This is a genomic window from Bradyrhizobium sp. CCBAU 45389 (genome assembly GCF_028128625.1).
GTDB lineage: Bacteria > Pseudomonadota > Alphaproteobacteria > Rhizobiales > Xanthobacteraceae > Bradyrhizobium > Bradyrhizobium liaoningense_B.
This window is the reverse complement of the sequence record NZ_LBIY01000082.1, coordinates 77,142-87,416: the sequence shown is the minus strand read 5'-3', so window position 1 is coordinate 87,416 and position 10,275 is coordinate 77,142. Positions and strand designations below refer to the sequence as shown.

Genomic DNA, 10,275 nt, shown 5'->3' with positions numbered 1-10,275 from the left:
AGATTTCTGGCTCCGGCTGTTAACCATTTTCGAGGCTCCCGGATCCACGGTTCTCAGGAGGGCAACGGGCCCCGAGGTTGAGCCAGCAGATACAGGGAGAGTACATATGAGCGCCGCGTTCGCCGTCTTGATCGTTACAGTATTTGCTGCGGGGGCGGCGCTTGCGCAGGCTGGCGCGCCCAGTGGGCGCGGAGCCGTGACCGGCGATCCCGCTGCGAGCGCTGCCACCCCGCGTGCGGATTCACAGACCACGGGAGCCGCGACCCGGTCCAACCCCAGCGGCAGCGGCACGTCGACCTCGGGCGGCAAGGACGACAACGGGGATGCGGGCCGGGACAAGATGCCGGAGAGCGACCGCACGGTGCGACCGGAGAGCCAGCAGCGTCATCCGAACGACAAGTGAGGGCGGCTACTTGTCCGCCATGGTGCGCTCGGCGTCCTTGATCTGCGAGCGCAGCAGCGGCAGTTGCCCGCGCGCGAACACTGCAAGCGCCGCATTGTCGGGGGCTTTCAGATAGCGTTCGAGCAGGGCGATGGTCGACTGATATTCGGGGATCTGCGCGGCGTAGAAAGTCCGGACGTAAGCCGGTCCGTCCGAGCTATCGGGCTCGGCGAGGCCGGCGCTCGCCGCCGTCTTGCCGATGCGGGGCTCGGCGCCGATTGCCTCTTGAATGTCCTTCAGAGTCTTGTCGCGTTTCGCAGCTTCTTCGGCGCGCAAGACGGCGAGGTTTTTCACCTCTGCATTGCCCTTCAGGTCGGTGCTCTCCAGAAGGCCGTGCTGAAAGCGGCTGAACGCGTAGAGGCCGCTGATGACGTCAATGGCCGTCGGCGCACGGTTGTCAGGCCTTTGCTCGCCGGTGCTGTCGGCCAGCGCTGCGCTGCCAATGAACACCAGGATGATCGCGACAAGAACTCGCATCCAGGTCAATGACCGATGCCGTGCGAAGTTCCCGAACGTTACGATCCGGTAAAGGGCGGTTGCGACGCGGGAGTTCCGTCCCCACGTCTTCCTCCATGAAACAGTCTGACGTTTTCAGGGATAACGCCGAGAACTGCCTGCATCTCGCCGAGCGAGCGGAAGGGCAACCCGCCTACAAGCGCTATTCGCGCATGGCGGATGCCTGGACGGCACTCGCAAGGGAGCAGGACTGGCTCGATGGTGAAATCCCGCCCGTTACGGTCCGGATCCTCCCAAAGCAGGAGGCATAGGCGGCTCTCGTCTTCGTGAATCCGTGTGTGAGACGACACACGGAACGCAGCCGACCAATCCAGGATCATCCGGGAACAGTCGATCGCATGGATTTCGACTCCAGAAGGAGGTTTTTGCAATGGCTCCGCGTCTTGCCCTTCTTTCACTCATTCTCGCCTTTGGCGTCTCGGTCGCGTTCGCGACGGTGACGACGGTACGGCAGCTGCACCTCGAGAAGGCGTCGGCTGCGGTTCATGCCGCGCATAGCTAGCGCTGCTGCTCGCGTCCGGAACAATCGGCGCTGACATGCGTAGCCGCTTCGAGACATCGAGAGAGAAGCGAGAGCATATCATGGCCCATTCCGACCACGGCATCGTCAGGGACAAGCGCGCGGAGGAGCAGCCCCGCGACAAGCAGCGTGCCCAGACGGTTCACAAGACGGACCCGAAGGGCTCGCCATCGCGAGAGGCGACGCGCGATCCTGACCTCACCGACAAGAACAAGACGCCGGGCTCCGGTGTGATGCCGGACGATTCCGGCGACGCGCCGACGGGGTAGAGCATGATCCGGAAAAGCGTGAAGCGGTTTTCCGGAAAAATCATGCTCAAGCGCTAGAGGGTTCTGGCAAGGAACGAATCCGCGCGCGAAGAGTCGATGGATTGCTTCCGGTTTAGCATGCCCCCGGTGCGCCGGAAGCAATCTCCAAGGACGGCCCTGGCACCCACCGTGCCGGGGTCGTTTTGCTTTGCGAGGCGTTGATCAGTCCTCTTTGCCGTCTTCGGGGTCGGTTTGAGTGTGGCCCTCAGGTCCGCGGCCGAATACGCCGAAACTGCTCGACTTTACGCCGGCAGCAGCATCGACGCCCGCTGCCGCCAGTCCGAACTTGAGCAGTTCGCGGACTGCCGCAGCGCGGGTCGGCATGCGGTGCTTGAACCGGAAATCATCAACTGCGGCCAGCTCGTCGGGTGAGAGCATGACCTGGAGGCGCTCCGCGCGAAGGTCATTCATGGTCGATCACGCAAAATGAGTAAGTTGAGTAGTCTGCTCAACAAACGAACTTGGCGGGAGTTCCACAAGAGTCGATAAAACTGCCAAATGAGTAAAAATAGCAAGCAAAATCAATAAGTTATATTGAAACGAGTCCCGTGCTGGCGCATTCTCTTGCAAAGGGAGATGGGCCATGACGGATGAGGTCAGGTTACCCCGCAAGCTTTCCGAAGAGCCAGAAGCACCCAAGCCGGTGCGGCCGAGCCACCAGAAGGTCATCGATCAAGTCGAGCGCTGGGCCAACAGCCCGGGCCTGCAACCCCCGAGGACGGACGATGCGAAGACGGTCTGAACCCCACACATTCGAACAACGTCTCGACGCGCAGAGGCTGCGGCTCGAGCACGAACTCGCAAGTCTGCCGATCGGCGTTCAGCGGGACTCCGTTGCCGCGCGCATCGAACAGCTTCATGCCGCCGCGGAGATGTTTGAGTTTCTGAAGTTACGGGACGCTACGACGCCGCGCTGATCGCGACCAGGATTCGGAGGGCAGGCGATGCGAGACGGTGCGGAATTTCCGTCTCATCCACCACGCCGAGACTGAAACCACGGCCCAGGCGAAAACGGCGGCGATGAAGGCCGCTACGCTGCTCACGGGGACCGTGACGTAGAAGACGGCGGCAAACGCAGCGAGACCGATGCTTCCCAAGCCGGCGCCGGCGGCGTCGAGCGCCGCGGCCTTTTGCCCGCGCCGGCGGCCGTCGAGACCTGCCTTTTCCTTGGCCCGGCGCTCATGACTTTCGATCAGCGTTGCACTGGCGCAGAAGATGGCGGGAAGGGCAAGGAAGAGCCCACCTATGGAGGTGCCGAAGCTGGCCCCCATGATGCCTGCCAGCACTGTCGCCAGTCCGCCGAGCACGAAGCGAATGGCGTATTCGTACCAGCGCGTTTGCTTCAGCGCCGATGGGGACAGCTTGACCAGCATCAGGCGGCGCCTCCGAAGCTTGCGAGCAGGCCGAGGGCGACGACCAGCCATACTGCGAAGGTCAGAATGGTGGCGGGCAGCGCGGCAAGACGAAACCTCATCAGCAGGTGGCACACGGCGACGCTGTAGCAGGCAAGCGCGATCGCGCCATAGATCATGGTCCAGCTTTCGGCTGCGGCGTAAGCTCTGCCATGCTGCACGATCGCGATTGCGAGCGTGGCGAGCGCGACTGACGGTGCGGCGCCGAGCAGGCCGGCAAAACTCTTCGGCCGCAGCATGTCGCCAAGGATCGCGAAGGCTGAGACGATCATCCCGCCGGCGATGAAGCGAACGACATATTCGGTCATGACCGTATCCGCTTGTGGCGCCGGGGCAGCGTGAGCGGCCTGAGAAGTCGTTCGATGACAACGCCGAGCGAGAATCCCACCAGCACATCGCTCGGCCAATGCGCCAGAATCGCGACGCGCGTTAGCGAGAGTGCGACCGTGATGACGCGTATCGCGCGGCGCGGTCCTGCCGGCAGAAGGCCCGCGGCCGAGGCGAGCGCACCCATGTGCATGGCGTGGCCGGAGGGGAAGGCATCCCGCGGTCGCCCGGAGAAGGGAACGCCATTCCGGTGGCCGCGAACGGTCGTGCGATCGGGTCTTGTCTGGTCGAACACGGATTTCAGCGCGTGCGGCAGCACCGCCGTCGCCAAGGTCACTGCCAGAATATGATTGGCGGCGGCGCGGGCCTCAGGACGCCGCGATTGGGCGTAGAGCCATCCTGCAGCTGCAAGCGCCAGAAGCACGTGCTCGTCGGCCGCCCAGGTCAGCGTCTGCGCTGTCTGCTCCAGCCCTGTATTGGTGTGGTCGGCGATCTCATTTGCGATCGCAGTGTCGATCCGAGTGGGTTTGACTGTTGCGAGTGCCATCGGTCCGCAATCGGAGAAATGCCCTCCATGACACTGTTGTAAAGCATGGGTGACGATGATGGTTCCTGCGGCTACGGCTGTCCGGATCCGCCTGCAGCGCCATAGACCTGACCGGTCGCGTAGCTCGCATCGGCCGCGGCAAGCTGCACGTAGATGGAAGCGAGTTCGACGGGCTGGCCGGGGCGGCCGAGCGGCGTCATGCCGCCGAACTTCTCGAGCTTCTCCATCGTCGCGCCGCCGGAGACCTGGAGCGGCGTCCAGATCGGGCCGGGTGCCACGCCGTTGACGCGAATGCCCTTCGGACCCAGCTGCTTGGCCAGCGACTTCACGTAGTTCATGGTCGCGGCCTTGGTCTGCGCGTAGTCGTAGAGTTCCGGAGACGGATCATAAGCCTGCTCGGACGTCGTGCCGATGATGCACGAGCCCGGCTTCAGATGCGGCAGCGCCGCCTTGATGATCCAGAAGGGAGCGTAGATGTTGGTCTTCATGGTCGCGTCGAAGTCCTCGGACGACACGTCGAGGATCGACTCGCGGGTCTGCTGTCGCGCGGCGTTGCAGACGACGATGTCCAGGCCGCCGAGGCCCTGCACGGCTTGCTCGACCAGCTTCCTGCAGAATTCCTCGTTGCGGAGGTCGCCGGGGATGGCAAGCCCGATGCGTCCCTCCTTCTTGATCAGCGCGATGACGTCTTGTGCATCGGGTTCTTCGTTCGGGACATAGTTGATGGCGACGTCGGCACCTTCGCGTGCATAGGCGATCGCGGCGGCGCGGCCCATGCCGGAATCGCCGCCGGTGATGAGTGCCTTGCGGCCGGTAAGGCGGCCGGAGCCCCTGTAGCTGGTCTCGCCATGGTCCGGCCGCGGCTCCATCTTGCCGGCAAGGCCGGGCCAGGGCTGCGACTGCTTCTTGAACGGCGGTTTCGGATAGCGGCTGACGGGATCTGTCGACTTCTGCTCGGCCATGGGCGTGTCTCCTTTCGCTGCCGAAGGCGCCAGCGAAGCTGCAGCATATTACTTCGACTGGCCGACGCTCGGCGCCTTGCCAAGCTCTTTCGCCATCTGGAGATGGTGCTTGAGCGCGGGCAGCGTCTTGCCGGCCCAGTCCTTCAGCTCGGCGTTATCGCCGCCCTTGGCGTACCGCTCGAACAGCGACACCGCGTCCTCGTGCGCGCTGACCTGGTAGGAATTGTAGTCGGAGCTGAAGTCCTTGCCGGTCGCGCCCTTGAGCTTGTCGAGCTTGCTCTGGTGCGAGCTGTCGAGCGCCGTCGGCAGCGTCGCCTGGACCTTGCCGTTGCCGACCAGACCCTTGAGCTCGCTGCTGGTCTTGGTGTGGTCGGTCACCATCTGCTGCGCGAAGGATTTCTCCTGCGCGTTTCCCTTCTGCTCCGCGAGCTTGCTCGATTCGATCTCGAACATGTCGCTGATGGCGACTTCCTTGACGAAGTCGGCGGTGGCGGGCGCGACGCCCAGCGCCGAATTGACGCCGGTCTTCTCGCCGAGCGACTGGGCAAGCGCAGGGCCTGCGAGAAGCACGCAAGCAAGGGCGATGATCGTTCGTTTCATGGTCCGGTCCCTCTTGATTGGCGCAGCCGCTGGCCGCGGGTCTTTGCGCCGACCAACACGCCGCAATTGTCGAGGTTCCTAGTCCGTAGGATTGCGGCCGGTGCGCGGGTTGATCGGATCGGTCGGTTTCCGCCGAAGCCGCTCCGGCAGGAACGGCTCTGCCGAAGACGCCGATGGCTCGGCACGCACATCGGCATGGTGTTGCGCCCGTTCATGCGAGGTCTGATTGCTGTTGATATGATGCTTCACATCGACGCCATCGACGGGATCGTTGACGCCATGCTGGATGTCGCGGAAGTCGCTCATGGCCATCTCACTCCCGGTTTCCTGATGGACCCTTTGAGAACGGCGCTTTCTCCGTGATGTTCCTGCTTGGCCGCGAGATGCCGCACCCGCACGCTGGAACGATCACCATCAGGGCAGGTTGGTCCACACATGTGGAGAATTGCAATGTTGAATCAAGGCGAGCTGGATCGCAGCGAGATGGGCCGGTTGATCGGCAGCGACAAGGTCGAGGGAACATCGGTCTACGGTGCCGACCGCAACAAGATCGGCTCGATCGAGCGCGTGATGATCGACAAGATCAGTGGCAAGGTGTCCTACGCCGTGCTCGGGTTCGGCGGATTTCTAGGTCTCGGCAATGATCACTACCCCTTGCCCTGGCAGTCGCTGAAATACGACACGGAGCTCGGCGGCTATGTCACCGGCATCACGGCCAAGGAGCTGGAAGGCGCGCCGAAATACGGCGCGAAGAGCGACTGGAACTGGAGTGATGAATCCGCCGTTCGCGGCATCAACTCGTACTACGGTGTTCCGTTCGCGTAAGGCGCTTCACGGAAGGAGATCCGATGAGCAAGGAACGGCCCAACGACGATCCCCGTCAGCAGAATGACTGGGGATCTCATTCCCAGACGGACAAGCCCTGGAAGGGCAATCCGGAGAAAGAGCAGGGATCGGACAAGGCGAAGCCCGATCTCGAGAAATGGCACGAGACCAAGACGCACTGAGCCAAGACGCACTGAGCCAAGTGCGTCGGCACGACCATCGAGGCGAGCGCGGCACGGTGAGTGCCGCGCTTGTTTTTTGACCCTTGCAATCACGAATGGCGATGATGCGCTCGGGTGCGGAACCATGCCTCAGTGCCAAGGTTAGGCTGGCGGCGCGAAAGCTCGCTTTGTCGTTCTGCGCCGCTCAAGCCCGAGAAAGGTATGCACCGTGGATGCTCAAACCCGGGAGCGTGGGGCGCGCGCGGAGCAGCCGTTGCCGCCCCGGACGGAGGAAGCTCCGAAGCATTCTCCGGATCAGGTGAGTGAAGCCAAAGGTCAGTCGAAGGAACAGTCGGGCAACCCGGCGAAATCGCCGTCACTGCGCGACCGGCTCCGCGAGCACTGGCTCCTCGCCATCGTCGGCGCGATCGTGCTGGTCGCCGCACTCGTCGGCGGTCTGCTCTATTGGCTTGAAGTGCGTCACTACGAGTCAACAGACGACGCCTTCGTCGCCGCTCGCAGCTTTTCCGTGGCCTCGAAGGTCGGCGGCTACGTGACCGACATACCGGTCACGGACAATCAGCATGTCAATGCCGGTGACCTGCTGGCGAAGATCAACGAGCGCGACTATCGCATCGCCATCGATCAGGCCAATGCTCAGCTCGCGGTCGCCAAGGCGAACGTCGCCAATGTCGAAGCGCAGATCGATTCGCAGCAGGAACAGATCAAGCAGGCTCAGGCGCAGCTCGAACAGGTCCAGGCCCAGCTTCAATTCTCGCAGGAAGAGTTCAAGCGCGCTGAGGATCTGGTCGAGAAGGGCGCCGGTACCGTGCAGCGCCAGCAGCAGACCCGCTCCGACCTTCAAGCGCAGCAGGCCAACACCGAGCGGACCAAAACCGCGGTGACGGCCACGCAGCTCGGCATCAAGACACTGCAAGCCCAGCTGGAAGGCGCCAAGGCGCAGGTCGAGCAAGCGCAGGCGCAGCTCGATCAGGCCAAACTGAATTTGCAGTACACGAGCGTCGTTGCGGCGCAGTCCGGCCGGGTGGTCAAGCTCTCGGGCGCCAGGGGGACCTTCGTCACGGCGGGCCAAAGTCTGATGATGTTCGTGCCCGACGAGGTCTGGATCGTCGCCAACTACAAGGAAACCCAGCTCAACGACATGCGGCCGGGTCAGCCGGTCGAGATCCGCATCGATGCCTATCCGGGCCGCAAGCTCACCGGCCATGTCGATTCCGTGCAGCCGGGCTCCGGCACCGCGTTCAGCCTGCTGCCTGCAGAGAACGCCACCGGCAACTACGTCAAGGTGGTGCAGCGCGTGCCCGTGAAGATCGTGGTCGACAACTGGCCGGCCGATCTGCCGGTCGGTCCCGGCATGTCGGTCGTGCCCTGGACCAGGGTGCGATGAGTGACGTCGCGCAAGGTGGCGCGACCGGCTGGTCACCGGAGCGCTCGGCAGCCGGCGGGCGCAATCCCTATCTGATCGCCTTCGTGGTTTCGATCGCGACCTTCATGGAGGTGCTCGACACCACCATCGCCAATGTCGCGCTGCGGCACATCGCGGGCGGGCTCGCGGTGGGCATCGACGAGAGCACCTACGTCATCACCAGCTATCTCGTCGCCAATGCCATCGTGCTGTCGATCTCGGGCTGGCTCTCGACCGTGATCGGCCGCAAGCGCTTCTACATGATGTGCGTGGCGACGTTCTCGGTTGCCTCGCTGCTGTGCGGCTTCGCCTGGAATTTGCAGTCGCTGGTGCTGTTCCGCATCCTGCAGGGCCTCGGCGGCGGCGGCATGGCCACCAGCGAGCAGGCGATCCTCGCCGACTCCTTTCCGCCGCACAAGCGCGGCCAGGCCTTTGCCATCTATGGCGTTGCCGTCGTGGTCGCGCCGGTGATCGGCCCGACGCTCGGTGGCTGGATCACCGATACCTATAGCTGGCACTGGGTGTTCCTGATCAACGTGCCGATGGGGCTGCTCTCGCTGTTTCTGGTCGGCACGTTGGTCAAGGAGCCGTCGGGGGCGGAGGAGGAGAGGGCGAAGCTCCTGAGCAGGGGTTTGCGCGTCGATTATATCGGTTTCCTGCTCGTCGCGATCGGGCTCGGCTCGCTCGAATACGTGCTCGATGAAGGCCAGCGCAACGACTGGTTCGGCTCGACCACGATCGTCGTTTTCGCGGTGCTCGCCGCGGTCTCGCTGCTCGCGCTGATTCCGTGGGAGCTGACGCGCGAGGATCCCATTGTCGACATCCGCCTGCTCGGCCGGCGCCAGTTCGGCGCATGCTTCCTGGTGATGCTGGGCACCGGCGCGGTACTGATCTCGACGACGCAGCTGCTGCCGCAACTACTCCAGACCGAGCTGAACTACACGGCCATGCTGGCCGGCCTTGCCTTGTCGCCCGGCGGCATCGCAACCCTGGTGCTGATGCCCGTGGTGGGCCGCCTCGTCAGCACGGTGCAGCCGAAATATCTCATCATGTTCGGGGCTGCCATCGTCGCCTTCTCGATGTGGCATCTCACCGGTCTGACCGGCGACATCACCTATGGCTATGCGGCGCTGTCGCGCATATTTCTCGCGCTGGGCTTGCCCTTCCTGTTCCTGCCGGTGACGACTGCGTCCTATGACGGCGTGCCACCCGACAAGACCAACCAGGCCTCCGCGCTGATCAACGTCGCCCGCAACATCGGCGGCTCGATGGGTGTCGCGCTGGCGCAGACGATCTTGGCGCAGCGCCAGCAATTTCATCAGAGCCGCCTCGTCGAGCACGCCGCGCCCTCCGATCTCGGTTACCAGCAGACCATCGATGCCATGACGCGCTACTTCCAGGCGCAGGGCTCGAATGCAAGCGATGCGGCAGCGCAGGCGGTCGCATGGGTCGGAAAAACACTGCAGCAGCAGGTCGATCTGCTCGCCTATATCGATGTGTTCTGGACGCTCGCGATTGTCGCGGTTCTGATGATCCCCACGGCGGCCGTGCTGCGCCCGATCGACTTGAGGGCGCCGGCACGGGGGCATTGAGCCCCCGTGTCGTCCTGGCCTAGTGCGCGATTGCGCACTAGGCCAGGACGACATTGGGGCTCACCCCACCGCCTCCTTTCGCCCCGGACCCGCGTGCACATGGACCTGCTTGGCATGCAGCGGCTCGCCGCATTCCGAGCACACCATCACGGGATCGAACAGCTTGCCGCAATTCTTGTGCTCATGCAGCAGCGGGCGGCCGCGCTCGTCGCCCATGTGGGTGTCGCCCCAATGCACCATGGCCATGATGATCGGGTAGAGGTCGAGGCCTTTCTGGGTGAGGATGTATTCGTAGCGCTTGGGCGCCTCCGAATAGGGGACGCGGCGCAGGATGCCGAAGCGGACCAGCTTCTTCAGCCGCTCCGAGAGCAGGTGTCGCGTGATCTGAAGCGAGGATTGAAATCCCTCGAAGCGGCGCACGCGCAAAAAGCATTCACGCAGGATCAACAGCGTCCAGCGATCGCCGACGACCGCGACGGTGCGGGAAAGCGAGCAGGGCTCCTCGTCCAGCGTGTCCCACTTCATGATCCGGTCTCCGGCGCAGGCCTAGTCAGTCAGAAAAAGGAACTGACTTGAACGATCAACGCAATTTCCGGCCCAAGCTAGCACTCAGCCCGGCAGTTTGACAGTTCTATTT

At 63.6% G+C, this 10,275-nt stretch carries 18 protein-coding genes; 9 read left to right on the top strand and 9 right to left on the bottom strand.

What is annotated here, in order from left to right; genetic code table 11:
• The first annotated feature begins 106 nt into the window (after positions 1–106).
• The gene (locus tag XH79_RS13550; RefSeq protein WP_271581998.1) at positions 107–403 is read left to right on the top strand and encodes a hypothetical protein; all 297 of its coding nucleotides are present in this window, start codon (positions 107–109) and stop codon (positions 401–403) included.
• A gap of 6 nt (positions 404–409) precedes the next feature.
• On the opposite strand, the gene XH79_RS13545 is transcribed toward XH79_RS13550, so the two are convergent.
• On the bottom strand, positions 410–919 hold the full coding sequence (locus XH79_RS13545) for a hypothetical protein (RefSeq protein WP_271581997.1): 510 nt from the start codon (positions 917–919) through the stop codon (positions 410–412).
• A gap of 95 nt (positions 920–1,014) precedes the next feature.
• Here XH79_RS13545 and XH79_RS13540 point away from each other — a divergent pair, with 95 nt between their 5' ends.
• The 3 genes from XH79_RS13540 (at position 1,015) to XH79_RS13530 (ending at position 1,747) form a co-directional block, all read left to right on the top strand.
• The gene (locus tag XH79_RS13540; protein WP_271581996.1) at positions 1,015–1,209 is read left to right on the top strand and encodes a hypothetical protein; all 195 of its coding nucleotides are present in this window, start codon (positions 1,015–1,017) and stop codon (positions 1,207–1,209) included.
• Between the two features lie 119 nt (positions 1,210–1,328).
• Complete coding sequence (locus XH79_RS13535; RefSeq protein ID WP_271581995.1) at positions 1,329–1,460, top strand: hypothetical protein; 132 nt, start codon at positions 1,329–1,331, stop codon at positions 1,458–1,460.
• Between the two features lie 80 nt (positions 1,461–1,540).
• A complete protein-coding gene (locus tag XH79_RS13530) occupies positions 1,541–1,747 on the top strand; it encodes a hypothetical protein (RefSeq protein WP_271581994.1) in 207 nt (68 codons plus the stop codon).
• Between the two features lie 201 nt (positions 1,748–1,948).
• On the opposite strand, the gene XH79_RS13525 is transcribed toward XH79_RS13530, so the two are convergent.
• The gene (locus XH79_RS13525; protein ID WP_212343317.1) at positions 1,949–2,197 is read right to left on the bottom strand and encodes a hypothetical protein; all 249 of its coding nucleotides are present in this window, start codon (positions 2,195–2,197) and stop codon (positions 1,949–1,951) included.
• A gap of 172 nt (positions 2,198–2,369) precedes the next feature.
• Between XH79_RS13525 and XH79_RS13520 the strand changes: the two genes are divergently transcribed.
• Positions 2,370–2,528, top strand: a complete 159-nt coding sequence (locus XH79_RS13520) for a hypothetical protein (protein WP_018648711.1) — start codon at positions 2,370–2,372, stop codon at positions 2,526–2,528.
• 148 nt (positions 2,529–2,676) lie between these two features.
• On the opposite strand, the gene XH79_RS13515 is transcribed toward XH79_RS13520, so the two are convergent.
• From XH79_RS13515 to XH79_RS13490, 6 genes are all read right to left on the bottom strand, one after another.
• Positions 2,677–3,159 (bottom strand): DUF3147 family protein, encoded by a 483-nt coding sequence (locus tag XH79_RS13515; protein ID WP_212343318.1) that lies wholly within the window; start codon positions 3,157–3,159, stop codon positions 2,677–2,679.
• The gene (locus XH79_RS13510) at positions 3,159–3,506 is read right to left on the bottom strand and encodes a DUF3147 family protein (protein ID WP_212343319.1); all 348 of its coding nucleotides are present in this window, start codon (positions 3,504–3,506) and stop codon (positions 3,159–3,161) included. Before XH79_RS13510 ends, XH79_RS13515 begins: the two co-directional genes overlap by 1 nt.
• Positions 3,503–4,072, bottom strand: a complete 570-nt coding sequence (locus XH79_RS13505; RefSeq protein ID WP_271581993.1) for a phosphatase PAP2 family protein — start codon at positions 4,070–4,072, stop codon at positions 3,503–3,505. Before XH79_RS13505 ends, XH79_RS13510 begins: the two co-directional genes overlap by 4 nt.
• Before the next feature lie 71 nt (positions 4,073–4,143).
• The gene (locus tag XH79_RS13500; protein ID WP_271581992.1) at positions 4,144–5,034 is read right to left on the bottom strand and encodes an SDR family oxidoreductase; all 891 of its coding nucleotides are present in this window, start codon (positions 5,032–5,034) and stop codon (positions 4,144–4,146) included.
• Between the two features lie 48 nt (positions 5,035–5,082).
• Complete coding sequence (locus tag XH79_RS13495; RefSeq protein ID WP_212343322.1) at positions 5,083–5,634, bottom strand: DUF4142 domain-containing protein; 552 nt, start codon at positions 5,632–5,634, stop codon at positions 5,083–5,085.
• Between the two features lie 78 nt (positions 5,635–5,712).
• Complete coding sequence (locus XH79_RS13490) at positions 5,713–5,940, bottom strand: hypothetical protein (protein ID WP_212343323.1); 228 nt, start codon at positions 5,938–5,940, stop codon at positions 5,713–5,715.
• A gap of 144 nt (positions 5,941–6,084) precedes the next feature.
• Here XH79_RS13490 and XH79_RS13485 point away from each other — a divergent pair, with 144 nt between their 5' ends.
• From XH79_RS13485 to XH79_RS13470, 4 genes are all read left to right on the top strand, one after another.
• Positions 6,085–6,459, top strand: a complete 375-nt coding sequence (locus XH79_RS13485) for a PRC-barrel domain-containing protein (protein WP_212343324.1) — start codon at positions 6,085–6,087, stop codon at positions 6,457–6,459.
• A gap of 23 nt (positions 6,460–6,482) precedes the next feature.
• Positions 6,483–6,641, top strand: a complete 159-nt coding sequence (locus XH79_RS13480; RefSeq protein ID WP_212343325.1) for a hypothetical protein — start codon at positions 6,483–6,485, stop codon at positions 6,639–6,641.
• 208 nt (positions 6,642–6,849) lie between these two features.
• Entirely contained in the window at positions 6,850–8,028 is a 1,179-nt protein-coding gene (locus XH79_RS13475) for an HlyD family secretion protein (protein ID WP_271581991.1), read from the top strand.
• Entirely contained in the window at positions 8,025–9,638 is a 1,614-nt protein-coding gene (locus XH79_RS13470) for a DHA2 family efflux MFS transporter permease subunit (protein WP_271581990.1), read from the top strand. Before XH79_RS13475 ends, XH79_RS13470 begins: the two co-directional genes overlap by 4 nt.
• 60 nt (positions 9,639–9,698) lie before the next feature.
• Here XH79_RS13470 and XH79_RS13465 read toward each other — a convergent pair whose 3' ends face one another.
• The gene (locus XH79_RS13465; protein ID WP_212343328.1) at positions 9,699–10,163 is read right to left on the bottom strand and encodes a winged helix-turn-helix transcriptional regulator; all 465 of its coding nucleotides are present in this window, start codon (positions 10,161–10,163) and stop codon (positions 9,699–9,701) included.
• Positions 10,164–10,275: the final 112 nt, after the last annotated feature.

Coding starts and splice junctions, on each gene's coding strand:
- XH79_RS13550 (WP_271581998.1), top strand. CDS start 107: ATGAGCGCCGCGTTCGCCGTCTTGATCGTTACAGTATTTGCTGCGGGG.
- XH79_RS13545 (WP_271581997.1), bottom strand. CDS start 919: ATGCGAGTTCTTGTCGCGATCATCCTGGTGTTCATTGGCAGCGCAGCG.
- XH79_RS13540 (WP_271581996.1), top strand. CDS start 1,015: ATGAAACAGTCTGACGTTTTCAGGGATAACGCCGAGAACTGCCTGCAT.
- XH79_RS13535 (WP_271581995.1), top strand. CDS start 1,329: ATGGCTCCGCGTCTTGCCCTTCTTTCACTCATTCTCGCCTTTGGCGTC.
- XH79_RS13530 (WP_271581994.1), top strand. CDS start 1,541: ATGGCCCATTCCGACCACGGCATCGTCAGGGACAAGCGCGCGGAGGAG.
- XH79_RS13525 (WP_212343317.1), bottom strand. CDS start 2,197: ATGAATGACCTTCGCGCGGAGCGCCTCCAGGTCATGCTCTCACCCGAC.
- XH79_RS13520 (WP_018648711.1), top strand. CDS start 2,370: ATGACGGATGAGGTCAGGTTACCCCGCAAGCTTTCCGAAGAGCCAGAA.
- XH79_RS13515 (WP_212343318.1), bottom strand. CDS start 3,159: ATGCTGGTCAAGCTGTCCCCATCGGCGCTGAAGCAAACGCGCTGGTAC.
- XH79_RS13510 (WP_212343319.1), bottom strand. CDS start 3,506: ATGACCGAATATGTCGTTCGCTTCATCGCCGGCGGGATGATCGTCTCA.
- XH79_RS13505 (WP_271581993.1), bottom strand. CDS start 4,072: ATGGCACTCGCAACAGTCAAACCCACTCGGATCGACACTGCGATCGCA.
- XH79_RS13500 (WP_271581992.1), bottom strand. CDS start 5,034: ATGGCCGAGCAGAAGTCGACAGATCCCGTCAGCCGCTATCCGAAACCG.
- XH79_RS13495 (WP_212343322.1), bottom strand. CDS start 5,634: ATGAAACGAACGATCATCGCCCTTGCTTGCGTGCTTCTCGCAGGCCCT.
- XH79_RS13490 (WP_212343323.1), bottom strand. CDS start 5,940: ATGAGCGACTTCCGCGACATCCAGCATGGCGTCAACGATCCCGTCGAT.
- XH79_RS13485 (WP_212343324.1), top strand. CDS start 6,085: ATGTTGAATCAAGGCGAGCTGGATCGCAGCGAGATGGGCCGGTTGATC.
- XH79_RS13480 (WP_212343325.1), top strand. CDS start 6,483: ATGAGCAAGGAACGGCCCAACGACGATCCCCGTCAGCAGAATGACTGG.
- XH79_RS13470 (WP_271581990.1), top strand. CDS start 8,025: ATGAGTGACGTCGCGCAAGGTGGCGCGACCGGCTGGTCACCGGAGCGC.
- XH79_RS13465 (WP_212343328.1), bottom strand. CDS start 10,163: ATGAAGTGGGACACGCTGGACGAGGAGCCCTGCTCGCTTTCCCGCACC.